This window comes from Nocardia sp. PE-7, assembly GCF_030486425.1.
In the GTDB taxonomy this organism is placed as follows: Bacteria; Actinomycetota; Actinomycetes; order Mycobacteriales; family Mycobacteriaceae; genus Nocardia; species Nocardia salmonicida_A.
The window spans coordinates 1502550-1526535 of record NZ_CP129614.1 but is presented as its reverse complement, the minus strand read 5'-3'; the positions used below and the strand labels follow the sequence as shown (position 1 = coordinate 1526535).

At 68.7% G+C, this 23986-nt stretch carries 24 protein-coding genes; 17 read left to right on the top strand and 7 right to left on the bottom strand.

Annotated elements, in window-relative coordinates:
* Positions 1-47: 47 nt before the first annotated feature.
* The 8 genes from QX204_RS07180 (at position 48) to QX204_RS07145 (ending at position 8812) form a co-directional block, all read left to right on the top strand.
* On the top strand, positions 48-485 hold the full coding sequence (locus tag QX204_RS07180; protein WP_301905783.1) for an SRPBCC family protein: 438 nt from the start codon (positions 48-50) through the stop codon (positions 483-485).
* Positions 482-1762, top strand: a complete 1281-nt coding sequence (locus QX204_RS07175; RefSeq protein ID WP_301907937.1) for an ArsA family ATPase — start codon at positions 482-484, stop codon at positions 1760-1762. Before QX204_RS07180 ends, QX204_RS07175 begins: the two co-directional genes overlap by 4 nt.
* The gene (locus QX204_RS07170) at positions 1752-2462 is read left to right on the top strand and encodes a hypothetical protein (RefSeq protein WP_301905782.1); all 711 of its coding nucleotides are present in this window, start codon (positions 1752-1754) and stop codon (positions 2460-2462) included. The genes QX204_RS07175 and QX204_RS07170 overlap by 11 nt, the downstream gene beginning before the upstream one ends.
* Entirely contained in the window at positions 2459-3454 is a 996-nt protein-coding gene (locus QX204_RS07165; protein WP_301905780.1) for an ROK family protein, read from the top strand. Before QX204_RS07170 ends, QX204_RS07165 begins: the two co-directional genes overlap by 4 nt.
* Positions 3455-3572: 118 nt before the next feature.
* Complete coding sequence (locus QX204_RS07160) at positions 3573-4301, top strand: lysophospholipid acyltransferase family protein (protein WP_056816594.1); 729 nt, start codon at positions 3573-3575, stop codon at positions 4299-4301.
* 158 nt (positions 4302-4459) lie between these two features.
* On the top strand, positions 4460-5839 hold the full coding sequence (locus tag QX204_RS07155) for an ABC1 kinase family protein (RefSeq protein ID WP_301905779.1): 1380 nt from the start codon (positions 4460-4462) through the stop codon (positions 5837-5839).
* 96 nt (positions 5840-5935) lie between these two features.
* Positions 5936-7489, top strand: a complete 1554-nt coding sequence (locus QX204_RS07150; protein ID WP_301905778.1) for an alkaline phosphatase D family protein — start codon at positions 5936-5938, stop codon at positions 7487-7489.
* Between the two features lie 51 nt (positions 7490-7540).
* Positions 7541-8812 (top strand): FAD-binding oxidoreductase, encoded by a 1272-nt coding sequence (locus tag QX204_RS07145; RefSeq protein WP_301905777.1) that lies wholly within the window; start codon positions 7541-7543, stop codon positions 8810-8812.
* A 223-nt stretch (positions 8813-9035) separates the two neighbouring features.
* On the opposite strand, the gene QX204_RS07140 is transcribed toward QX204_RS07145, so the two are convergent.
* Together QX204_RS07140 and QX204_RS07135 are read right to left on the bottom strand one after the other, a co-directional pair.
* Positions 9036-9452 carry a cytochrome c oxidase subunit 4 gene (locus QX204_RS07140; protein ID WP_101463622.1) on the bottom strand — a complete coding sequence of 139 codons (417 nt, stop codon included), beginning with the start codon at positions 9450-9452 and terminating at the stop codon, positions 9036-9038.
* Positions 9453-9462: 10 nt separating this feature from the next.
* Positions 9463-10557, bottom strand: coding sequence for an aa3-type cytochrome oxidase subunit II (locus tag QX204_RS07135; protein ID WP_301907936.1), 1095 nt, complete (start codon positions 10555-10557; stop codon positions 9463-9465).
* A gap of 378 nt (positions 10558-10935) precedes the next feature.
* On the opposite strand from QX204_RS07135, the gene asnB reads away from it, so the two are divergent.
* Positions 10936-12879 carry an asparagine synthase (glutamine-hydrolyzing) gene (asnB, locus tag QX204_RS07130; protein WP_301907935.1) on the top strand — a complete coding sequence of 648 codons (1944 nt, stop codon included), beginning with the start codon at positions 10936-10938 and terminating at the stop codon, positions 12877-12879.
* 56 nt (positions 12880-12935) lie between these two features.
* Here the strand turns inward: asnB and QX204_RS07125 are convergent, their stop codons facing one another.
* The gene (locus tag QX204_RS07125; protein WP_301905776.1) at positions 12936-13904 is read right to left on the bottom strand and encodes a carbohydrate kinase family protein; all 969 of its coding nucleotides are present in this window, start codon (positions 13902-13904) and stop codon (positions 12936-12938) included.
* Between the two features lie 179 nt (positions 13905-14083).
* A complete protein-coding gene (locus tag QX204_RS07120) occupies positions 14084-14440 on the bottom strand; it encodes a HesB/IscA family protein (RefSeq protein WP_067459056.1) in 357 nt (118 codons plus the stop codon).
* A gap of 314 nt (positions 14441-14754) precedes the next feature.
* Between QX204_RS07120 and QX204_RS07115 the strand changes: the two genes are divergently transcribed.
* A complete protein-coding gene (locus QX204_RS07115) occupies positions 14755-15354 on the top strand; it encodes a DUF3043 domain-containing protein (protein ID WP_301907934.1) in 600 nt (199 codons plus the stop codon).
* A gap of 59 nt (positions 15355-15413) precedes the next feature.
* Here the strand turns inward: QX204_RS07115 and QX204_RS07110 are convergent, their stop codons facing one another.
* The gene (locus QX204_RS07110) at positions 15414-15581 is read right to left on the bottom strand and encodes a hypothetical protein (protein ID WP_301905775.1); all 168 of its coding nucleotides are present in this window, start codon (positions 15579-15581) and stop codon (positions 15414-15416) included.
* 85 nt (positions 15582-15666) lie between these two features.
* Between QX204_RS07110 and QX204_RS07105 the strand changes: the two genes are divergently transcribed.
* From QX204_RS07105 to QX204_RS07080, 6 genes are all read left to right on the top strand, one after another.
* Positions 15667-16620: a helix-turn-helix domain-containing protein gene (locus QX204_RS07105; protein WP_301905773.1), complete on the top strand. Its 954-nt coding sequence runs from the start codon at positions 15667-15669 to the stop codon at positions 16618-16620.
* Between the two features lie 143 nt (positions 16621-16763).
* A complete protein-coding gene (locus QX204_RS07100) occupies positions 16764-17744 on the top strand; it encodes an alpha/beta hydrolase (protein ID WP_301905772.1) in 981 nt (326 codons plus the stop codon).
* A 52-nt stretch (positions 17745-17796) separates the two neighbouring features.
* The gene (gene cobU / locus QX204_RS07095; RefSeq protein WP_301905771.1) at positions 17797-18318 is read left to right on the top strand and encodes a bifunctional adenosylcobinamide kinase/adenosylcobinamide-phosphate guanylyltransferase; all 522 of its coding nucleotides are present in this window, start codon (positions 17797-17799) and stop codon (positions 18316-18318) included.
* Between the two features lie 81 nt (positions 18319-18399).
* Positions 18400-19473: a nicotinate-nucleotide--dimethylbenzimidazole phosphoribosyltransferase gene (gene cobT, locus QX204_RS07090; RefSeq protein WP_301905770.1), complete on the top strand. Its 1074-nt coding sequence runs from the start codon at positions 18400-18402 to the stop codon at positions 19471-19473.
* Positions 19474-19498: 25 nt separating this feature from the next.
* Positions 19499-20248, top strand: coding sequence for an adenosylcobinamide-GDP ribazoletransferase (locus QX204_RS07085; protein ID WP_301905769.1), 750 nt, complete (start codon positions 19499-19501; stop codon positions 20246-20248).
* 133 nt (positions 20249-20381) lie between these two features.
* Positions 20382-21095, top strand: a complete 714-nt coding sequence (locus QX204_RS07080; RefSeq protein WP_301905768.1) for an MBL fold metallo-hydrolase — start codon at positions 20382-20384, stop codon at positions 21093-21095.
* 254 nt (positions 21096-21349) lie between these two features.
* On the opposite strand, the gene QX204_RS07075 is transcribed toward QX204_RS07080, so the two are convergent.
* Entirely contained in the window at positions 21350-22447 is a 1098-nt protein-coding gene (locus tag QX204_RS07075; protein ID WP_301905767.1) for a branched-chain amino acid aminotransferase, read from the bottom strand.
* A 54-nt stretch (positions 22448-22501) separates the two neighbouring features.
* Complete coding sequence (gcvT, locus tag QX204_RS07070) at positions 22502-23602, bottom strand: glycine cleavage system aminomethyltransferase GcvT (protein ID WP_301905766.1); 1101 nt, start codon at positions 23600-23602, stop codon at positions 22502-22504.
* 111 nt (positions 23603-23713) lie between these two features.
* Between gcvT and QX204_RS07065 the strand changes: the two genes are divergently transcribed.
* Positions 23714-23908: a hypothetical protein gene (locus tag QX204_RS07065; protein ID WP_301905765.1), complete on the top strand. Its 195-nt coding sequence runs from the start codon at positions 23714-23716 to the stop codon at positions 23906-23908.
* The last annotated feature ends 78 nt before the right edge of the window (positions 23909-23986 follow it).

The following is a 23986-nucleotide window of genomic DNA, read 5'->3' as shown; positions in this document are numbered from 1 at the left end:
AACCGCGGCACCAGCCGCCATAAACCAGAGAAGAGGGCTTGGGCGCCATGGCTGACCGGACTCAGAGATCGATCCTGATCGACGCACCGTCGCAGCAGGTGATGGCCGTCATCGCGGATCTGGAGTCCTATCCGGAGTGGGTGGCTGCCGCGAAGTCGGTGGAGGTCATCGAGCGGGACCCGCAGGACCGCGCGGCCACCGCCCGGTTCGTGCTCGACGCGGGCGTCGTCAAGGACACCTACGTGCTGTCCTACACCTGGCGGGACGACGGCAAAGCCGTGTCGTGGCGCCTGCTCAGCGGTGACCTGCAGAAAGCCCAGGACGGCAGCTACGAACTGCTCGACCGGCCCGGCGGCGGCACCGAGGTGGTCTACGAGCTCACCGTCGACCTGAACATCCCGATGATCGGCATGTTCAAACGCAAAGCCGAGAAGGTCATCACCGATACCGCGCTCAACGAGCTGAAGAAGCGGGTCGAAGGCTGAGCGCCCCGGGCGGTACCCGCGTCGAACTGTTCGTCGGCAAGGGTGGTGTCGGGAAGACGACGCTGGCCTGCGCGACGAGCATGGCCTATGCCCGCTCGGGTCAGCGTGTGCTGATCGCCTCGCTGGATCAGGCCCATTCGCTCGGCGACGCGCTCGGTTTCCGTTTCCCGCACGATCCGGGCACCGTCGCCGGAGTGGCCATGGTGGCACCCGGTATCGAAGTGATCGAGATCGACTCCCTCGCCCTGCTCGAAGACCGTTTCCGCGATGTGGTGGCGATGCTGGCCACGGGCGGCGGCCACGATCACGGCTTCGACCTGGCGGCGCTCGACCCGGCCGAACTGACCGGACTGCCCGGTGTGCAGGAACTGTTGATGCTGGTCGAGATCGGCCAGTACGCCGAGGAGAACGACTGGGACGTCATCGTCGTCGATTGCCCGCCCTCGGCCGACATGCTGCGCATCGTCACCGCCCCCGACACGATGCTCAACTACCTCGAACGGCTCTGGCCCGAGCACGCGCGCACGATGAGCGCGATCGGGCTCGACCTGCGCAAGGCGGTGCTCGCGGCCGCGGTCGAACGGATCGTGGTGGCGGTGACCCAGGTTCGCGACCTGCTCGCCGACCGCACTCGCACCAGCGCCCGCCTGATCACCGGCCCCGAACAGGTCGCCGTCGCCGAGGCGCGACGGGTGCGGTCGGCGGCCGCGCTGCTCGGCCTGCGGATGGACGCGGTGGTGGTGAACAAGGTGCTGGCCCCGGTGCCGCCGCCCGGCGACGACGCCCACCCGGCCGTGCACTGGTACCTCAACCGCCGCGCCGAGCAACTCGAAGTGGTGGCCCGGCTCCACGAACAACTCACCGACGTCCCGATTCTGATCGCCCAGCACGCCGGTGCCGAACCGGTGGGGGTGAATTCGCTGTCGGCGTTCTCGCATTCGGTCGACACGCCGCCCGCCCCACACGCGCAGGGCACGGAATCGGGGGAACCGGTGGTTCGATGGGAGTCCGGCTCCGGTGTCGACTCCGTGTACGCGATGCGGATGCGGCTACCGGTGGTCGATCCCGGCACCTTGCGGCTGGGCCGAGTGGAGGACGATCTGATCGTGGGAGCCGACGGGGTACGCACACGCGTACGGCTCGCGCCGGTGCTGCGCCGCTGCACGGTGGCGGGCGCCGAACTCGATACCGGTCACCTCGTGGTCCGCTTCCGGCCCGATCCGCGGGTGTGGCCCGCCGATCCGAACTACACGAAGGCCACCGCAGATGAGCACTGACTCCCAGTCCGAGCGTCACGGCCACGACGGCTTCGCCGAGTTCACCGAGGAGCTGCGCCTACTCTCCGAAGTCCTACTCGCCCGCGTCGAACCGGTGCTGCGCCGCACCGCCGCCGACGGCCGAGCCGACCTGGGCGGCTGCGCCTGGTGCCCGGTCTGCGCGGCCGCGGCCCTGGTGCGCGGCGACCACCACGACGTCGTCGCGGCCCTCGCCGAACACGGCACCTCCCTGGTGACGGTCCTGCGCGAAGCCCTCGCGGGCATCCCCGTGGAACCGGTCCTGCCCCCGGAGTGGGCCGATCACGCTGCGGGCCACCCGGATTCGACCGACGGCCCCGGCGCCCGAGTACGTGCGGCACGCCCTGCTCCCGATCCCACCGCAGCGGGTCCCTCGGGTGAGCACCCCGCATCCGGCCAGCGGGAGCACGCCGCCGCCGCGCAAGCCGACGCCGACGGCGGTCCGAGGCGGGGCACGTCCCGCAAGAACGCTGCCGGCGCCCCGCGCCCGCGCCGGGTCGACGAGTACTCCGCGCCACGCACCTCCCGCACCCCGCAGGCCCCCCACATCGCCCCCGAATCGGCCGATGCCGTCGCGAACGCGTCGGGCACAGGCGCTTTCGCCACCACCGAGGATCGTTCGGCCACCGCTCGCGCGCCACGCTCGCACTATGTCGACATTCCGGTGACGATCCGGGGATGACCAGCCGGATCGACCCTCAACACCTGCTCACCGTCGGCATCGACGTGGGTGGCACGAACATTCGCGCCTCGGTGGTCGACGCCGAGGGCGAGGTGCTCGACACCGTGCAGGCGCCGACCCCGCATTCGGCGCGGGCGCTCGAGGACGCGATCGACCGCTCGGTGCGCGAGCTCGCCCGGCGCCATCCGATCGCGGCGGTCGGGCTCGCCGTCGCCGGTTTCATCTCCACGGATCAATCGACGGTCCTGTTCGCCCCGCACCTGCCGTGGCAGAACGCCCCCGTCGCGCAACGGCTCACCGCGCGTCTGGGCCTGCCGGTGCTCCTCGAACACGACGCGAACGCCGCGGGCTGGGCCGAGTACCGCTTCGGCGCGGCGGCGGGCGGGCAGACGGTGGTGCTCGTCGCGATCGGCACCGGCATCGGCGCCGCGCTGCTCATCGACGGTCGGCTCTATCGCGGCAGCCACGGCATCGCCCCCGAACTCGGCCATCTCCAGGTCGTCCCCGAGGGCCGCGCGTGCCCCTGCGGCAAACACGGCTGCTGGGAGCGCTACTGCAGTGGAACGGCGCTGGCCGACACCGCCATCGAAATGCTCGCCACCGACCCCGTGCGCTCGGTGCTGGCCCGGGACGTGATCCGCGATCCCGGCTCGCTCACCGGCCGACGGGTCGCGAACGCCGCCCAGGACGGCGACCCGCTGGCGGTGCGGGTGATGGCCGACTTCGCCCGCTGGCTCGGACTCGGCCTCGCTTTCGTCAGCGATCTGTTCGATCCCGACCTCGTGGTGATCGCGGGTGGCGTGAGCAGTTCGGCGCCGCTGTTCCTCGACGAGGCCCGCGAACACTACGCGAGCGCGGTCACCGGAGCCGGGCATCGGCCGCTGGCCAGACTGCGTACCACCCAGCTCGGAGAGGCAGCGGGAATGATCGGCGCAGCGGAGTTGGCCAGGGCGGCGATCGACACGCCGGTGGCCGGTCGCGCAGCGAGATAAGGGTCACAGGCATGTGCTCCAGCTACCATCCTGGGTTGGTTGTGACCTGCGACCAGCGGTAAAGTCGTTGTCCGACGAGGCTCTACACAATTATCCCGGTCCCTGGGGAAAGGACGCCATGTTCTACTGGCTGCTCAAGTTCGTTCTCGTGGGACCGTTCATGCACATGTACAACCGGCCCGAGGTCGAAGGGGTCGAGAACATCCCGACCGACGGCCCGGCCATCATGGCGGGTAATCACCTCTCCTTCTCCGACTGGCTCTTCGCTCCCCTGCTGAGCCCGCGCCGGATCAACTACCTGGCCAAGGCCGAGTACTTCACCACCCCCGGCTTCAAGGGCCGCCTGCAGAAGTTCTTCTTCAGCGGCACCGGCCAGTACCCGATCGACCGCAGCGGCGCCTCGGCCGCCGAGGACGCGCTCAACGCGGCCACCAAGCTCCTCGACGAGGGCCGACTGGTCGGCCTGTACCCCGAGGGCACCCGCTCCCCCGACGGCCGCCTCTACAAGGGCAAAACCGGCATGGCGCGGCTCGCGCTCGAGACCGGCGTCCCGGTGATCCCGGTCGCGGTGATCGGCACCGACAAGGTGAGCCCGCCCGGACCGTTCAAGTGGCGTCGTCAGAAGGTCACCCTGAAGTTCGGTGCGCCCCTCGATTTCTCGCGCTACGAGGGCATGAGCGGCAACCGCTTCGTCGAGCGCGCCGTCACCGACGAGGTGATGTACGAACTGATGCGCCTCACCGGCCAGGAATACGTCGATGTCTACGCGCACAGCCTCAAGAAGGGCGTCGCCCCGACCGACAACCAGCTCGACGCCACCCGGATTCCCGAGACCAAGGCGAGCTGAGCCGAAACCTGGTCACGCGCTGATCGACTGGACGGTCTGCGCGATCGACTGTCGTTGCCCGGACACCCGCGCGCCCGATTGATACCCTGTGCCAGGCACGAGCCGATGGGCGGGTGGGCCACCAGAGGTGGCGGGCGTCGGCGGACAGCGAGGTAGGCATGGCCGGAGGCGAATCCGACGAGGGTCGCGTCATGGCGTTCACCCGCCGTACGACACCGCGCGACGGCAATCCACCCACCGGCCGGGTAGTACGCAGCGCCCGCTTGGCCGCGGTCCCGGTCGCCTACGCGGGTCGGCGCATCGCAGGCTTCGGCAAACGCGCCGCGGGCCGCGACCCCGCCGACGTGGACCGCGACATCCGCGTGCGCACCGCCGAACACCTCTTCCAAGTGCTCGGCGAACTCAAGGGCTGCGTCGCGAAACTGGGCCAACTCCTCGGCCTGCTCGAACTCGGGCTTGCTCCCGATCTGGCCGAGCCGTACCGCCAAGCCCTGGCTCGCTTGCACGATTCGGCGCCCGCGATGCTGCCCGGCGCGGTCCACGCGGAACTCGCCGCCCATCTGGGCCCGCACTGGCGCTCGCTGTTCCTCGAATTCGAGGACCGCGCCTCCGCCGCCGCCTCGGTCGGCCAGGTCCACCGCGCTCGCTGGCACGACGGCACCCAGGTGGCGGTCAAGGTGATGTATCCCGGTTCCCGCCGCGCGGTACTGGCCGACCTGCAAGCTCTGCGTCGCGCGACCCCGCTGTTCACCGCGCTGCTGCCCGGCGCCGATACCCGCCCGGTGGTCGAGGCGCTGTGCGACGAGATCCGCGACGAACTCGACTACGCCCGTGAGGCCGTGAACCAGCGCGCCTTCGCCACCGCGTTCGCCGACGACCCTGACGTGGTGGTGAGCCGGGTGATCGCCCAGCGCGGCGACGTCCTGGTCACCGAATGGCTCGACGGCGTTCCCCTGTCCCGGTTGATCGTTCGCGGCAACGCCGACGAACTCGATCGCCTCGGCGTGCTCATCATGCGCTTCTTGTTCTCCGCCCCCGCCCGCGCCGCCCTGGTCTACGGCGACCCCCACCCCGGCAACTTCCTTCGCATGCCCGACGGCCGCCTCGGTGTCGTCGACTTCGGCGCCTGCACCCCGTGGCCCGCCACCTTCCTCGACGTGGCGAGCGATATCGGCGCTGCCGTCATCGCCGACTCCCCCGCCGACCTCGAGGCCGCCATGCGCCGCCACGGCTTCGTGGCCCCTGGCCGCGAGCTCGACATCACCACCGTCGCCGCCCGCCTGCAACCGGTCCGCGAAGCCCTCCTCGCCCCCACCTACCCGCTCTCGGCCGCCTGGCTGCGCGAACAGGTCCGCCTGGCCACCGACCTGCGCCTCTCCAACGTCCTGCGCCAACTGACGATGCCCCCCGGCCACACCCCCATCCTCCGCTCCTTCCTCGGCGGCGTAGCGGTCCTGTGCCAACTCCACACCGCCGTCCCCCTCCGCGCCGAATGCACCCGCTGGTACCCCGAAACCGCCGCCGCAGCAGGGCTCTAGACACTCAGCCGAGTTCGGCCCGTCGTACGGCATCGTTCATGTTCCGTTGCCTTGCCAACGACCGGGTGTTACGACCGATGGCGCACCGTGAGGCTCATGGCTGTCTCGGATTTCGCGATGTCTCGGCGCACACTGCTGCGCGCCACCGCACTCGGTGTGGTGACTGCTCCTGCCCTGGTGGCCTGCGGTGACGACGGGCCCACGCTGGTGCGGGCCCGGCCCGCGCTCACGCACGGGATCGCCGTCGGTGATCCGCGTAGCGACGGCGCGCTGATCTGGGCTCGGTCGGATCGGCCCGCCACGCTGGTGGTGGAGACCTCGGCGACCGAGAAGTTCAGCGACGTCAAGCGATTCACCGGGCCGCTGCTCACCCCGGCCACCGATGGCACCGGGCGCGTGCGGGTGAACGGCCTGCCCGCGGGGCAACTCGTGCACTACCGGGTGCGCCTCGACGGGGAGGACGGGGCGAGCTCGGAGACTCTCACCGGCGTCTTCCGCACGGCGCCGACCGCGCCCTCCGACATCTCGCTGCTGTGGTCCGGTGATGTCGCCGGCCAGGGTTTCGGCATCAACCCCGACCTCGGCGGCATGAAGGTGTTCTCCACCATGGCCGCCCGCGACCCGCACCTGTTCCTGCACTCCGGCGACTGCATCTACGCCGACAACGCCCTCGCGGAGTCCGTGACGCTGCCCGACGGCCGGGTCTGGAAGAACATCACCACCGAGGCGAAGAACGCTCCCGCGCAAACCCTCGACCAGTTCCGCGGCAACTACGCCTACAACCTCACCGACGACAACTACCGCCGGTTCAACGCCACCGTCGCCCAGATCGTCCAGTGGGACGATCACGAGACCACCAACAACTGGTCGCCCGGCGGGACGGTCGCCGCCGACAAGGGCTACACCGAGCGCAGCATGGACACCCTCGCGACGCGGTCCTGGCAGGCCTTCCACGAGTGGATGCCCTTGGAGCCGAAGGAAGCCGTCGACGGCCGTCTCTACCGCAAGATCTCCTACGGCCCGCTGCTCGACGTGTTCGTCCTGGACATGCGCGCCTACAAGGACGCCAACACGGCCAATACCGCGCCCCGGGGTCAGATCCTCGGCGCCGCCCAGATCGCGTGGCTCACCGAGGGTCTGAGGGATTCCACAGCCACCTGGAAGATCGTGGCCGCCGATCTGCCGCTCGGCGTTGTCGTGCCCGACGGCAAGACCGCCTTCGAAGGCCCCGCCAACGCCGCCCCCGGCGCACCCTCGGGTCGCGAGGCCGAGATCGCCCAGGTGCTCTCGGCGATCAAGGCGAACAGGGTCGCCGATGTCGTCTGGCTCACCGCCGACGTCCACTACACCGCCGCGCACCACTACTCTCCCGCCCGCGCCGCCTTCACCGATTTCGACGAGTTCTGGGAGTTCGTCTCCGGCCCGCTCAACGCCGGCGCGTTCGGCCCCAACCCCCTCGACCCCACCTTCGGGCCCGAAGCGGTCTACGTCCACGCGCCGCCCACGCCCAACGCCTCCCCGCTGGACCCGGAGTACCAGCACTTCGGTGAGGTGAGAATCGACGGACGCACCGGAGAAATGACCGTCAACTTGTGCGACGCGACCGGAAAAGTCCTGTTCACCAAGCAACTCGCGCCCACGCGGAAATAGGTGCGAAGTACCCTGCGCAAGAACCGCCCACCTGTGGTTAGCTATGCGGTCATGGGCACGCCGCATACCGTCATCTCCGAAGAATATCTCCCCACCGACACGGCGGATGTCGTTCGCACTGTGCGTGATTCACGCGGTCGGTCGGAACGGTTGACGGTGCGCGGCGGTGAACAGACCGAAGAGTCCTTCGGCCTGGCCGATCAGCGCGGCGTGCTCTCCCTACGCAAGATGAACTCGGTGCTCGACATCAACCTGGGCAGGCGCACCGTGCGGGTGCAGGCGGGCGCGAAGCTGTCCGAGATCGACCGCCGCCTCGGCGCGCACGGTCTCGGCCTGCCGGTGGTCGGCGATCATCGCGACATCACCGCGGGCGGGTTCGCCTCCGTCGGTGGGGTGAGCACCGCCTCGCACCGCTACGGCATGTTCATCGACCAGATCGTCGACCTCGAGTACGTCGACCCCGACGGCCGGATCGGCACCTGCGGGCGCGGCCATCACACCGAGCGTTTCCACCGTCTTCTGGGCGCGGGCGGTCGCGCGGGCATCATCACCGCCCTCACTCTCGATGTGGTCGAGGTCGACAAGGACCACACCATGCTCACCACCGACGCCGACCGGTTCCTCGACTTCGACTCCTTCGTCGAGCACGCCACCAACGAGATCACCAACCCCGGCAGCGCGGCCCTCCAGGTCGGCCGCTGGGTCGACACCGCCCCGCTGAAGGTGGCACGCCCTGTCGGTGCCGGCCAGGTGACCCTCGGCGCCGTGCGCTTCGGTCAGTGGTCGAGTCTGTATCCCACCGCCCCCACCCGTGGCCTGCGGGCCCGGCGTGAGGTCGGCACCCGTACCCGCAAGTCGTTGGGCGCCATCGCGTCCGCGGCGGGCGGACGCGCGGGCATGCCGGTCCGCAACGCGGCGGCGGGCGCGCTGATGTTCGCGCCGAAGGTGCTCACGATGCGCGATGCCGAGTACCTGGCCGACACCGTCATCAATTCCTCCGAGCGCGGCCCCGCCTACCGGGTGGGCGTGTTCGCTCCCCTGGCCAACTACGGTTCGGTCTTCTACGGCCTGCACGACCTGTTCTCGGCCCACCGGGAACGCTCGGGCTGCTTCACCGTCATCTCCGCGATGACCTACGGCGTGCGCTCGGAGTACCTGCGCGCCGAAGCCGCCGCCCGTGGCCTCACCCCCGCCGACTACGGCCTGATCACCTTCACCTGCCGCCTGCGCCCTTCGGCCCTGCCCTCGGAGCAGCTGCGCGAGATCGTCTCAGGCATCGACGACATCTGCCGCTCGGAACAGGCCTTGCGCTACAGCGTGTAGCTGACAGACGAAGAAGGCCCTCACCTGAAACGGTGGGGGCCTTCTTATTTCGCGCAACGCAACCCCGCGGGGTCGACCTCGGGGAGGCATCGCGAGCGCAGCGAGCGTCGCGGCCGCCCCGAGGAAAAACGACCCGAGACAATGCACCGCAGGTGCGAGTCTCGGGTCGTTTTTCGTCAGGGCAATCAGGGCCGCGACTCGAGCGCGCCAGCGCTCCGATAATTCAGTGCTTTTCGGCACCCAGGTAGTACTCGAACACCAGGCCGGCTGCGGCGGCGAGCACGAGCACCACGCCGAGGCCGATCAGCCAGAACTGGAAGAACGCCAGGCCCAGCGCGGTGACCGAACCAGCGGCCGCGAGCAGGATGGGCCAGAAGCTACCGGGCGAGAAGAAGCCCAGGTCACCGGCGCCGTCCACGATCTCGGCCTCTTCGTAGTCCTCGGGCCGCAGGTCGATGCGGCGCGCGACGAACCGGAAGTAGGTGCCGATGATCAGCGACAGGCCCGCGGTCAGCACGATCGCGGTGGTGCCTGCCCACTCGATGCCGGTGCGCGACTGCGCGGTGAAGAACCCGTAGACGATGCCCACCAGGATGAAGAAGGCCGTGAGCAGTTCGAAGATCCGCGCTTCGATCCTCATATCAGAATCCTCACTTGCTCTCGTTCACCGAAGCGCTCTTGGCATCGCGCTTGGTGTTGAAGGGGTACGTGGAGGTGGCCACCGGCGACTCGCCGATCGATGCCAGCGCCTCACCGTTGGTCTTGCCCTCGATGCGCGCCTGCATGTACTTGGCGTACTTCTCCGGCGTCACCGCGCGGACCTCGAAGTTCATCATCGAGTGATAGGTGCCGCACATCTCGGCGCAGCGGCCGACGAACGCGCCTTCCTTCTCGATCTCGGAGATCTGGAAGACGTTGTCGGACTGGTTTTCCTTCGGGTTCGGCATCACGTCGCGCTTGAACAGGAACTCCGGCACCCAGAAGGCGTGGATCACGTCGGCGGCGGCGAGCTGGAACTCGATGCGCTTGCCGGTCGGCAGCACCAGGACCGGAATCTCTTCGCTGGAGCCGTAGGTCTCGACCTTGTCGTAGTGCAGGTACGAGAGGATGTCGTTGGCCGGCTTGCCGTGCAACGGACCCGGCTGCGGGTGACCCTTGTCGTTCTTCAGCTCTCGGTACTCGGCGAGCTGCTCTTCGTTCAGCAGCTCTTTCTCGGTGTCGATGCCGTTCCAGGTGAGACCGCCGACATTGTTGATGTTGCGGTAGCCGAACTTCCAGTTCCACTGGAAGGCGGTCACGTCCACGGTGACATCCGGGTTGTCGGTCTTCTCGTGCACGTAGTTCTGCACGACCACGGTGAAGTAGAACAGCACCGCGATGATCACGAACGGGATCGCCGTGTAGGTCAGCTCCAGCGACACGTTGTACCCGGTCTGACGCGGGAACTCCGGGGAGTTCTTGCGCTTGCGGTGGAAGATGATCGTCCAGAAGGTCAGACCCCAGACCAGCACGCCCATGGCGAGCGCGGCCAGCACCGACCAGGTCCACAGCTCGCGCATCCGGGTGGCCTGCGGGGTGATACCCGATGGCCAGCCGAACCGGAGCCAAACATTGTCGATCGAGCAGCCCGAGACGAGCATCGCGGTGATCCCCAAGGACACCGCCAGCCCGGCCCGCCGAAGGATCCGGCCCTGCCGACCCTTAACGGGTCGTGCCCCGATCTCTTCGCTCGCCTTGTGCGCCACGCTCACGCCTTCCTGGTCGCCACACATTCCGACACATTGCGTCGTCCGGGCGGCGATTCGCCCGTTCGACACCTCTTCAAAGCAGTTTCAGGCCGTCCCGAAGTATTGCCGCTGTGACGCCTGCACACCTGAGAAGGACCTGAGTACTACGCAGCGTAGACCAAAGCGGGCACTGTCTTGTCGCGGGGTCACTTTCGACACTCCGCCGTGACCGCCTGGATCGTCGCGACCTGGGGTTTGACTCTTATCCGGTTGCCGCGCACCCCGAGCGAGCGGGCGAGCGCGGCGTGTCGGGCAGGTGTGCGGCATACTCGGACACAGCGTTTCGGCCCGTTTGTGGCCACCCCATCATCGAACGAGAGAAGGTTGGGCGACACCGTGTGCGGACTGCTCGGATTCCTGACAGCTGACACCGCGACGACCGCGGTGGTCGATCAGGTGTACGACGCGCTGCACTGCCAGCGGCATCGCGGCCCGGACGAGAAGGGCACCTGGCACGACGATCACATGATCTTCGGGTTCAACCGCCTGTCCATCATCGATATCGAGCACTCGCACCAGCCGCTGCGCTGGGGCCCCGCGGACAACCCGCAGCGCTACGCGATGACCTTCAACGGCGAGATCTACAACTACCTCGAACTGCGCGAGCAGCTGGCCGCCGAGCACGGCGCCGAATTCCCCGAGGGCAAGATCTTCGCCACCGACGGCGACGGCGAGGCCATCGTGGCCGCCTTCCACTTCTGGGGCCCCGAGGCCGTGCGCAAGCTGCGCGGCATGTTCGCCTTCGCGATCTGGGACACCGAGACCTCGGAGCTGTTCCTCGCGCGCGATCCGTTCGGCATCAAGCCGCTGTTCATCGCGACCGGCCCCGGCGGCACCGCCTTCGCCAGCGAGAAGAAGAGCCTGCTGGAACTGCTGAGCCCGCTCGGAGTGTCCGACGAGCTGGACCCGCGCGCACTCGAGCACTACACGGTGCTGCAGTACGTGCCGGAGCCCGAGTCGCTGCACCGCAATATCCGCCGCCTCGAATCCGGCAACTACGCCACGGTGAAGGTCGGCCAGGAGCCGGTCGCGACCCGCTACTTCCGCCCCGACTTCCGCGTTCGCCCGTTCGCCGGGGGGTCGGAGAAGGCCCGCTACGCCGAGATCGCCGCGGCGCTCGAGGACTCGGTCGCCAAGCACATGCGCGCCGACGTCACCGTCGGTTCGTTCCTGTCCGGCGGCATCGACTCCACCGCCATCGCCGCGCTGGCCATGCGCCACAACCCGAAGCTGATCACCTTCACCACCGGCTTCGAGCGCGAGGGCTACTCCGAGGTCGACGTGGCCGCCGAGAGCGCCGAGCTGATCGGCGCCCGCCACATCGTCAAGGTGGTCTCCCCCGCCGAGTTCGCCGCCGCGATTCCCGAGATCGTCTGGTACCTCGACGATCCGGTCGCCGACCCCGCCCTGGTCCCGCTGTACTTCGTGGCCAAGGAAGCCCGCAAGCACGTCAAGGTGGTGCTCTCCGGCGAGGGCGCCGACGAGCTGTTCGGCGGCTACACGATCTATCGGGAACCGTTGTCGCTCAAGCCTTTCGAGTACCTGCCCGCCGGTGCGCGCAAGCTGCTCGGCAAGCTCGGTGACAAGATCCCCGACGGCAGGCGCGGCAAGTCGCTGCTGCAGCGCGGTTCGCTGCGCCTCGAAGACCGCTACTACGGCAATGCCCGCAGCTTCAACGACGCCCAGTTGCGCGCGGTCCTGCGCGACTTCCGTCCCGAGTGGACCCACCAGGACGTCACCGCCCCGATCTACGCCCAGTCCGCGGGCTGGGACCCGGTCGCGCGCATGCAGCACCTCGACCTGTTCACCTGGCTGCGCGGCGACATCCTGGTCAAGGCCGACAAGATGACCATGGCCAACTCCCTGGAACTGCGCGTGCCGTTCCTGGACAGCGAGGTCCTTCGCGTCGCCGAGGGCATCCCGTTCGACCAGAAGATCACCAAGGAGACCTCGAAGTACGCGCTGCGCCAGGCTCTGGACGGGATCGTGCCCGATCACGTCCTCAACCGCGCCAAGCTCGGCTTCCCGGTCCCGCTGCGCCACTGGCTGCGCGGCACCGAGCTCTACGACTGGGCCGAAACCCAGATCGCCGAGTCCCAGACCGATCACCTGCTGAACAAGCCGGCCATCCTCCAGATGCTCCGCGACCACAAAGCGGGCCTGTCCGACCACAGCCGCCGCCTCTGGACCGTCCTGGTCTTCATGGTCTGGCACGGCATCTTCGTCGAGGACCGCATCAAGCCCGAGATCCAAGAACCGGTCTACCCGGTCTCGCTGTAAACCCACGAAAACGCCCCCTGGCTCGAAAGAGTCAGGGGGCGTTCGTGTTCGGTAGGTCAGAGCAGTGAAGACAGTTCGTCGGCGGCGTCGCTGCCGTAGGCCTTGGTGAGGCGCTCGAGCGCGTCTTCGGTGTTGAGGGTCCACTCCTGGGTGCCGGTGGTCTCCAGGATGAGCACGGCGATCAGAGAGCCGAGCTGGGCGGCGCGTTCCAGGCTCAGGCCGGCGCGGTGGGCGGTGAGGAAGCCCGCGCGGAAACCGTCGCCGACGCCGGTCGGGTCGACCTTGGCCACCTCGGGCACCACGCCGACGCGGACCTCGGTGCCATCGGCGTCGACCACGAGCACCCCTTCCGAGCCCAGCGTGGTGACGCGGATGCCGACCTTGGCGGTGATGTCGGCTTCGCTCAGACCGGTCTTCTGCTGCAGCAGGGCCCACTCGTACTTGTTGGTGAACAGGTAGGCCGCGCCGTCGATCAGTTCGCTCGCCTGCTCGCCGTCGAGGCGGGCCAGCTGCTGGGACGGATCGGCGGCGTAGGCGATGCCCTGCGCCTTGGCCTGGCGGGTGTGGGCGACCATCGCGTCGGGATCGTTCGCCCCGACCAGCACCAGGTCGACGTCATGCGCGGCGGCGATCGCGGCGATGTCGATATCGCGCGCCTCGCTCATCGCACCCGGATAGAACGACGCGATCTGCGCCATCGTCTCATCGGTGGTGCACACGAACCGCGCGGTGTGCGACGTCGCGGAGACATGCACCGCGGAGCAGTCGACGCCGCTGTTCTCCAGCCACTGCCGGTACTCGGCGAAATCGGCGCCGACGGCACCGACGAGCACCGGGCGCTGCTTGAGCAGCCCCATCGCGTAGGCGATGTTGCCCGCCACTCCGCCACGGCGGATCTGCAGATCGTCGACGAGGAAGCTCAGGGACACATGATCGAGTTGATCAGCGAGCAGCGCATCGGCGAACCGGCCGGGAAAGCGCATGAGGTGATCGGTGGCGATGGATGCGGACACGGCAACAGGCACGAGGCAGGGCCCCTTCGACGCTAGAGGTAGGAAAACAAAGAAGTCCGGGATCACCGGATCCCGGACTTCCACGTTAGCAAGCGCTACCGCCTGTGGTTCACCTGTTCGCCACCTCGCCACGCAACCACCATATTCCCGGGCGTGGCCAGGACGGCGCCGCTAACTCGCAGCGCCGTACGTCAGTTGAAGCTGTCGCCGCAGGCGCAAGAACCCGTGGCGTTCGGGTTGTCGATGGTGAAGCCCTGCTTCTCGATGGTGTCGACGAAGTCGATCGAGGCGCCGTCGATGTACGGGGCGCTCATGCGGTCGACGGCCAGCTTCACGCCGGAGAACTCGACGACGATGTCACCGTCGAGAATGCGATCGTCGAAGAACAGCTGGTATCGCAGACCGGCACAGCCACCGGGCTGCACGGCGATCCGCAGGGCAAGGTCGTCACGACCCTCCTGGTCGAGCAGCGCCTTCGCCTTGATGGCGGCAGCGTCGGTCAACGTCGCACCGTGGGTCTCGGTGGCGGTCTCGTTCTGCACAGTCATGGACACTCCTAGTTCGACTCAGCCCGTCAACGGACCTCAGGTGCACAGCGCACGACTGATTCCAACGCTGTCGCAGCAACTGCTATTCCTATTTTGCCACCCTCGGCGCAGCCAGTAGACGCCACCTGGGTGCTTGTGCCCACACTACGCCCTGTGACGGCGTGATCTGTGTCGTAGCCCGCGCGAGATGAGACCGGGCTCACCGCTGAGCGGACCGCATTTCCCCCTGCTCGACATCATCGAATAGCCTGGTGAACGTGAAATTGTTTCGTCGCGACGAGTCCAGCACCATCGACGAGTCCGTCGACCCGTCGGTGTCGGGCTCCGAACAGGCCGCCGCCACCGCTTCGACCACCCCCGGTAAGGGCAGGCCGACGCCGAAAAGGCGTGAGGCCGAAGGCAAGCGGCGCGGCCCGGTCGCGCCCGCCCCGCTGACCGCCAAGGAAGCCCGCGCCCGCCGCAAGGCCGTCAAGGGCACCAAACAGGACCGCAAGGCCGCCGCGGCCGACCGCCGCGCCGCCGTGCAGGACCGCCGCGCGCGCATGCTGGCCGGCGAGGACAAGTACCTGCTGCCCCGCGATCAGGGCCCGGTCCGCGCGTATGTGCGCGACCTGGTGGACGCCCGCCGCAACCTGGTCGGGCTGTTCATGCCGATGGCGCTGGTGCTGATTCTGTCGATGTTCGTGGCCCCCGGCCTGCAGACCATCGTCACGCTCGCGATGCTGGTGATGATGGTCTTCATGATCATCGAGGGCTTCGTGCTCGGCAAGATCGTGAGCAACCGGGTGATCGAACGCTTCCCCGACACCACCGATACCGGATTCAAGCTCGGCTGGTACGCCTTCGTGCGGGCCTCCCAGATCCGCAAGATGCGCGCTCCGAAGCCCCGGGTCGGCCCCGGCGACGCGGTCTGACGTTCGTCTCGACTCCTCGATGCCGTCTCATCCCTCCGGATGGGGCGGCATCGTTGTTTTCAGTGGTGACCGGTCCGGATGTAGTCGGCATAACCTGCGATGGCGTCGAGCTCGGCGTCCATACGCTGGGCGTCGCGGTCCACGATCCCGGTGGCTCCGGCGGTGCCGCGACCGATCACGACGGCGAGTCCGATGATGACGGCGAAGACGATCAGAAAAGTAAGCATGGCAGTAATTTTGCGCTCGATGATTTTCAGCCGAAAGTGGCTGTTCTGTCATTGTGCGTAAAGATTCAGCCAGCTACGATGAGGCATGCTCTCGAAGGTTGCCGTGGTCCTCAGCGACCGGCTCGCCATGTTCGAATTCGGCGTGGTCTGTGAGGTTTTCGGCCTCGATCGCACCGCCGACGGCCTGCCCGGCTTCGATTTCCGGGTCTGCGGCGCCGACCCCGGCACGCCGCTGCGCTCCACCACCCCCGGCATCTCCGTCACCCCCGAGTTCGGCCTCGACCAACTCGCGAAGGCCGACCTGGTCGCCATCCCCGCCTCCCCGATCGACCAGTACGACGACCGGGTGCTCGACGCGGTGCGCGGCGCCGCCGCCGCGGGCGCGACCGTGCTCACCGTCTGCTCGGGCGCCTTCCTGGCAGGCGCGGCCGGTCTGCTCGACGGCCGCAAGTGCACCACCCACTGGCGTTATGTCGACCGCCTCGCGGCGATGTTCCCCGATGCCACCGTCGACCCCGACGTCCTGTTCGTCGACGAGGGCAACCTGATCACCAGCGCGGGCACCGCCGCGGGCATCGACGCCTGCCTGCACCTGGTCCGCCGCGAGATCGGCACCGCCGCCGCCAACGGCATCGCGCGCCGCATGGTCGTCCCGCCGCAGCGCGACGGCGGTCAGCGCCAGTTCATCGAACAGCCGGTCCCCGAGTGCAGCTCCATCGGCCTGTCCACCACCTTGGCGTGGCTCACCGAGAACCTCGCCCACCCGCACACCGTCGACGAACTCGCGGCCCGTTCCAGCATGTCCACCCGCACCTTCGCGCGCCGCTTCGCCGCCGAGACCGGGACCACCCCGGTCAAGTGGCTCACCACCCAGCGCGTCCTGTTCGCCAAGCAACTGCTCGAAACTACCGGCATGCCCCTGGAGCGAATCGCCGACGAGTCCGGCTTCGGCTCCGGCGCCCTGTTACGCCACCACTTCCAACGCCAGGTCGGCCTCGCCCCCACCGAATACCGTCGCCGCTTCGGCGCGGCCGGCTGAGCCGACGGTCACTCCGCCGCGGAATTCCGCGTTCCGCATCGGCTTCGGCGACGGTTTGGAGCGGCGCGGTGCGGCGCTGTCGGGATGCTGTGATGCCGCACAATCGGCTTGACTCGATCAGCGGAAACTGGTCGGCTAGCAGGGTGTTTGACGCTGGGTGGGGTAGTTTTCGTCGGCTGAGCAGAGCTCTCACGATCGTCGCGGCGGCCGTGGTCGTGTCGTCGGTCGGCACGGACGCGGCTGTCGCCGTGCCGATCGCGGCACCGGTGACGCGGACGCCCGCGGGCGGTGTCGAGGATCTGATCGTGCCGTCGAGCATGGGCCCGATCAAGGTCCAGGTGCAGTGGGCGGCGCGCGGCGGCAGTTCGGCGCTGTATCTGCTCGACGGTCTGCGCGCCCCCGCCGACCACAGCCAGTGGACCACCGACACCGACGCACTGCGCCAATTCGCCGGGGACGACGTCACTTTGGTGTTCCCGGTCGGCGGCAACTCCAGTTTCTACACCGACTGGTACCGGCCGAGCAGCACCAACGGCCAGAAGACGACCTACAGGTGGGAAACGTTCCTCACCCGCGAACTGCCCGACTTCCTGGCCGGATACGGCGTCTCCCGCACGAACAACGGCATCGTCGGCGTCTCCATGGGCGGCAATGCCGCCGTGACACTGGCCGCCCACCATCGCGACCAGTTCCGGTTCGCCGGATCGTTCTCCGGGTTCCTCAACCCGGCGGCCCCGATGTGGAACCCGGTGATCCGCGCGGCCATGTTCGATGAGGGTCGTTTCAATATCGACGACATGTGGGGCGCCGCGGGCGATCCCGCGTGGAGTCGCAACGACGCCACCGTCCAGGCCGAACTGCTGCGCGGCCTGCCGATGTACGTGACCAGCGGCAACGGCGTCCCCGGCCCCCTCGACCTCCCGGGCGGCGTCGGTAACACGATCAACGCGGCCGCGATCGAGGCATTCGCCGTGATCACGGCGAGCACCTTCCGCGACCGCACCGCCGCCCTCGGCATCCCCGCCCGCGTCGACTTCACCAACGGCACCCATACCTGGCCGTACTGGCAACAGTCTCTCGCTACCGCCCGCCCGATGATCCTGGAAGCTCTTTCCGTTTCGTAGTCGGGGAGTTACCCCTGTTCCCGCGACATCGGCGGGCGGCTACGGTGCTCGGATGTCCACTCGCATCCTCGTTCTCGGCGGTGCGCGGTCCGGCAAGTCGGCCTACGCCGAAGCCCTGCTGACCGACGCGCCCGCGGTTCGTTATCTGGCTACCGCTGTTCTCGACGCCGCCGATCACGACTTCGCCGACCGGATCGCCGTCCACCGCGATCGTCGTCCCGCGCACTGGACCACCGTCGAGAACACCGAACCCGCAACGGTTCTCGCCACCGAGACGCCCGCGACACTGCTCGACGACATCGGCACCTGGATCACTGCCCGCCTCGACGCCCGCATGGCGTGGGATGCTCCGCGCGGCACCGTGGCCCCGGACTGCGACGAGCTCGTCGCGGCCGTCGCGGCCTATCGGCAGCGGCTGGTGATCGTCTCGCCCGAGGTCGGGATGGGTGTCATCCCCGCGACCCGCTCGGGGCGGCTGTTCCGCGACGAGATCGGCACCCTCAACCAGCGTCTCGCGCACGCGTGTGATGAGGCCTATCTCATCGTCGCCGGGCTGCCGATTCGATTGAAATGAGCCGGGTCGGTCGGCGCCGCGCACCGTGATCCGGGCAAGATGAGCGTCGAACACCATGTACCACCTCCGAAAGGCTTGCCAGTGACTCACGGATTCGACCCGGTCGCGGCCCCGGATGCGCAGGTGCGCGCGGCGGCCGAGCAGCGCCAGACGCAGCTCACAAAACCGGCCGGATCGCTGGGACGGCTCGAGGAACTCGGCAACTGGGTCGCCGCGTGCCAGGGAGTGTGCCCGCCCGCGCAGTTCGAACGCGCCAGGGTGGTGCTGTTCGCGGGCGATCACGGGGTGGCGAAGCACGGCGTCTCGGCGTATCCGAGTGAGGTCACCGCGCAGATGGTGGCCAATTTCCTGGCGGGCGGCGCGGCCGTGAACGCACTGGCCGCAGTGGCGGGCGCGACCGTGCGGGTCGTCGATATCGCCGTCGACGGCGACACCGAGCCCTCGGTGTCCCAGCACAAGGTGCGCCGCGCGAGCGGTTCGATCGACCGTGAGGACGCCCTCAGCGAGGCCGAGGTCACCGCCGCGCTGGCCGCGGGCCGGGCGATCGCCGACGAGGAGATCGACGCGGGCGCCGATCTGCTCATCGCCGGTGACATGGGTATCGGCAACACCACCCCTGCCACCGTTCTCATCGCCATCCTCACCGGCACCGAACCCGTCGCCGCCGTCGGTCGCGGCACCGGCGTCGACGACAAGGGCTGGATTCGCAAGGTCGCCGCGATCCGCGACGGCATGCGCCGCGCGCGACCGGTGGCCACCGACCCGGTCGACCTGCTCCGCGTCGCCGCGGGCGCCGACTTCGCCGCGATGGCCGGTTTCCTCGCCCAGGCCGCCATCCGCCGCACCCCGGTCCTGCTCGACGGCGTCGTGGTGACCGCCGCCGCCCTGGTCGCCGAAGACCTCGCCGCGGGCGCGAAAGCCTGGTGGCTGCCTGCCCACCGCTCCACCGAACCCGCCCACGACCTGGCCTTGAAGCACCTGCGCCTGACTCCACTGATCGATCTCGAGATGCGTCTCGGCGAAGGCTCCGGCGCCCTCACCGCCCTGCCGATCCTGCGGGCCGCCGTCGCCACCCTCGCCGAGATGTCGACCTTCGCCGACGCGGGCGTGAGCACATCGGCCGAGGAATCGGACACCGTCGACCTGGCCAAGTGAGCGAACCGAACGCGGGGGAATCCTCGTGAACGCGCTACGGCTGGCCGTGTCCTGGCTGACCGTCGTTCCGGTTCGAGGCCCGGCAACGGTGGACCGGCGGACAGCCGGGCACGCGATCACGCTCGCCCCGGTGATCGGCCTCGCGCTCGGAGCCTGCACGGCTGCTGTCCTCTGGCTGCTGGTCGGCGCGGGTCTGACCACCCTTCTCGCAGGTCTGCTCGCCGTCGGCCTTCTCGCGCTGCTCACCCGGGGCATGCATCTGGACGGGTTGGCCGACACCGTCGACGGCCTCGGCAGCTACGGCCCGCCCCAGCGCGCCCGCGAGATCATGAAGTCCGGCGGTGCGGGCCCGTTCGGCGTCGCCGCTGTCGTTTTCGCCGTCGCCATCCCATCGGTGGCGTTGGCGACCCTGGCCGATCAGCAGCGCTGGCTCGCGATCGTCCTCGCCGTCGCCGCGGGCCGAGTGGCCGTCGTCCTCGCCTGCCGCACCGGCATCCCCGCCGCCCCCGACGCGGGTTTCGGCGCATTGGTCGCGGGCACCCAGCCGCGCGCCGCCGTGCTGATCTGGCCGGCGCTCGCCGCGATCACCGCCGTCTGGGCGGTACCAGACAACCTCTGGCTCGGCCCGGTGGTGGTGATCGCCGCCCTCGCGCTGACCGTCGCGATCACCCGCCACTGCGTCCGACGTTTCGAGGGCCTCTCCGGCGATATTCTCGGCACTGTCGTGGAAATCACGGTTTCGATTGCCGCAGTAGGCTTCTCGCTGGAGTTATAGCTGCTCGCACGGTTACCGCAAACTCGGACTGGTCACAAGTCCAAGATATCGGCAATTGTGTGCTCCCACAGACCGTCCGGTCAACGGTACTCGGGTGCGTCGCCAGCACACCGGTGGCAATACAGTGGACCGCATGTCATCCGAGCGCCTCTACTTCCGCCAGCTGCTGTCCGGCCGGGACTACGCCGTCGGCGATCCGATCGCCACGCAGATGCGCAACTTCGCGTATCTGATCGGCGACCGGGAGACCGGCGAGACCCTTCTGGTCGACCCCGCCTACCAGGCAGCCGACCTCGTCGACGTCGCGGAGGCCGACGGCATGCGCGTGTCCGGCGTGCTCGCCACTCACCATCATCCCGACCATGTCGGTGGCACCATGCTCGGATTCACCCTCGGCGGCGTGGCCGAACTGCTCGAGAAGACCAGCGTCCCGGTGCACGTCAACAAGCACGAGCTCGAATGGGTCGCCCAGACCACCGGCATCGCCCCCAGCGACCTGACCGGCCACGACCACGGCGACAAGGTGACGGTCGGCGCGTTCGACATCGAGTTACTCCACACGCCCGGCCACACGCCGGGCAGCCAGTGCTTCCTGTTCGACGGCCGCCTCATCTCCGGCGACACCCTGTTCGTCGACGGCTGCGGCCGCACCGACTTCCCCGGCGGCGACTCCGACGAGATGTTCCGCAGCCTGCGCCGACTCGCCGCCCTCGACGGCAACCCGGTCGTCTACCCCGGCCACTGGTACTCCGAAGCCCCGAGCAGCGCACTGGCTACTCTGCGCGACAGCAACTACGTCCTGCGCCCGAAGTCCCTGGGCGAGTGGCAAGCGTTGATGCCGGGATAGCCACACACACGCACAATCCCAAGTCCGCCATGACCGCACTCCCAGCCCCCACCCGCGACCCCTAGGGAGCGGCGGCCACGAAGTGGCCGGTCCGCGGCCGGGTCGCCGGTCAGGCGCCGTTGCGTACGCGACGAAGGAGCAAGCAACGGCGCCTGACCGGCGGCCCCTCAGGGCCGCGGACACGCGCGCGCCAGCGCGCCAACAAACACAGCACAAGCTGGGACTACCGAACCCCCGGTCCCGACCACCTCCGCCTACAGCGTCCGCATCCACCCATGCGTATCGGCGAACGTGCCACGCTGGATTCCGGTCAACGTATCGCGCAACGCCATCGTCACCTCACCGGGCTCCCCACCGCCGATGGCGAACTCACCGTCACCGGATTTCACCCAGCCGACCGGCGTGATCACCGCGGCGGTCCCGCACGCGAAGACCTCACTGATCTCACCGGACTCGGCGCCCTTGCGCCATTCTTCCACCGAGATCTTGCGCTCCTCCACCGAGTAGCCGGAATCGGCGGCCAGGGTGAGCAACGAGTCGCGGGTGATGCCGGGCAGCAACGAACCTGACAGTTCGGGAGTCACCAGGCGTGCCTCGGAGCCGGTGCCGAACACGAAGAACAGGTTGTTGGTGCCCATCTCCTCGACGTAGCGGCGCTCGCAGGCGTCCAGCCAGACGACCTGGTCACAACCCTGATCGGTGGCCTGCGCCTGCGCGAGCAGCGACGAGGCGTAGTTGCCCGCCACCTTCGCCTCGCCGGTGCCGCCGGGGGCCGCGCGCACGTATTCGGTCGACAGCCACACCCGCACCGGCTTCACACCGCGCGGGAAGTAGGCGCCAGCGGGCGAGGCGAGCAGCAGGTACTTGTACGCCGAGGCGGGCTTCACGCCGAGGCCCGCCTCGGTGGAGAACATGAACGGCCGCAGGTACAGCGAGTCCTCGCCACCGGCGGCGGGCACCCAGTCGGCGTCGACGTCGAGCAGCTGGCGCACGGATTCGATGAACAGTTCCTCGGGTAGCTCCGCCATCGCCATGCGCGCGGCCGAGCGGCGGAAGCGCGCGGCGTTGGCATCGATGCGGAAGGTCGCGATCTCGCCGGAGGGCTGACGGTAGGCCTTGAGCCCTTCGAAGATCGCCTGACCGTAGTGGAACACCATCGTCGCCGGGTCCATCGAGAGCGGGCCGTACGGTTCGACGCGCGCGTTGCCCCACTGGCCGTCGGCATAGTCGATCGAGACCATGTGATCGGTGAAGAACCGTCCGAAACCGGGGGCCGCCAGTACCTCTGTCCGCTGCTGCGCCGAAATGGGCGCGGGGTGCGGAATACGGGTGAACTGTGCGGCGACTGTCATGGTGCGATCCTATCCGGGCAGATTCGATGCTGTCTCGCCCCCACTACGGGGGAGTTACTTGGTCTTGGTGTCGACGAACGGCGGCTTCACGACCGTGGCGCGCAGCTTGCGTCCGCGCACGTCGACCTCCACCTCGTCGCCGGGTTCCAGCGTCGCGTCGGTGTCGAGCAGCGCCAGCGCGATGCCGACCTTCAGCGACGGTGAGAACGTCCCCGAGGTGGTCTCGCCGACCGGCTCGCCATCGCGCAGCACTGTCTGGCCTTGGCGCAGCACGCCGCGATCCAGCGCCTTGAGCCCCATCAGCGTGCGGCGCGGGCCGTCGGCCTTCTCCTGCTCGAGTGCTGCCTTGCCCCAGAATTCCGGCTTCTTCCAGCCGACGGCCCACCCGGTGCGGGCCTGGTTCGGGGTGATGTCGAGGGAGAGTTCGTGCCCGTGCAGCGGGTAGCCCATCTCGGTGCGCAGGGTGTCGCGCGCGCCGAGTCCGGCCGCCTGGCCACCGGCCGCCTCGACCTCGGTGATCAGCGCCCGGAACACCGGCTCCGCGTCCGCCCACTTCGGCAGCAGCTCGTAGCCGTGCTCACCGGTGTAACCGGTGCGGCACACGCGCACCGGGCGGCCTTCCCACTCGGCGTCGGCGTAGGCCATGTACTCCATCTCGGTGGGCAGGCCGAGGGCGGTCAGCACCTCGGTGGCCTTGGGCCCCTGCACCGCGAACACCGCGTAGTCGCGATGCTGGTCGGTCACCGTGATCCCCGCGGGCGCCGCCTTCCGCAGCTCCGCGACGACCGCCGCCGTGTTCGCCGCGTTCGGCACGAGGAACACCTCGTCGTCGCCGACGTAGTAGGCGATCAGGTCGTCGATCACGCCGCCGTCTTCGGCACAGCACAGCGTGTACTGCGCCTTTCCCGGCCGGATCCGGCCCAGGTCGTTGGTCAATGCCGAGTTCACGAACGCCGCGGCGCCGGGCCCCGACACCGTCGCCTTGCCGAGGTGGCTCACGTCGAACAGTCCGACCGTGGTGCGCACCGCGGTGTGCTCGCCGACCGTGCCGCCGTACTGCACGGGCATCTCCCACCCGCCGAACGGCGCGAAGGTGGCTCCGAGCTCGACATGTACGGCGTGGATGGGGCCCTCGAGCAGCGCGGTGTCGGTCATGGGCCGAAGTTTATCGGTCGCGCGCGGCCGGTCGAACCGGCACCATGCCCCTGCAATTGGGGGGCGTTCCGCGGGGTTCGATTTCCGTGCTTCGGTGCGAAGATCGACGTCATGATCGTTCGCACAATCACCGCAGGCACCGTGTTGGTCGCCGCTTCCTTGTTCGTCGCCGCACCCGTCGCGCAGGCCGATACCGGCAGCGCCGATTCGGCTTCCTCCTCGATCAATATCGGCTGCCTCATCCAGTCGCTCCAGGGGATACCGCCCACCGCCGATTGCAACCCGCCCTCGATTCCGGCGCAGTAAGTACGGCGTTCTTCACCGACGGCGCGCCGCGCCTGCCATCGAGGGGTGCAGGGGTGGCGCGGGTCGAGTCCAAAGAGC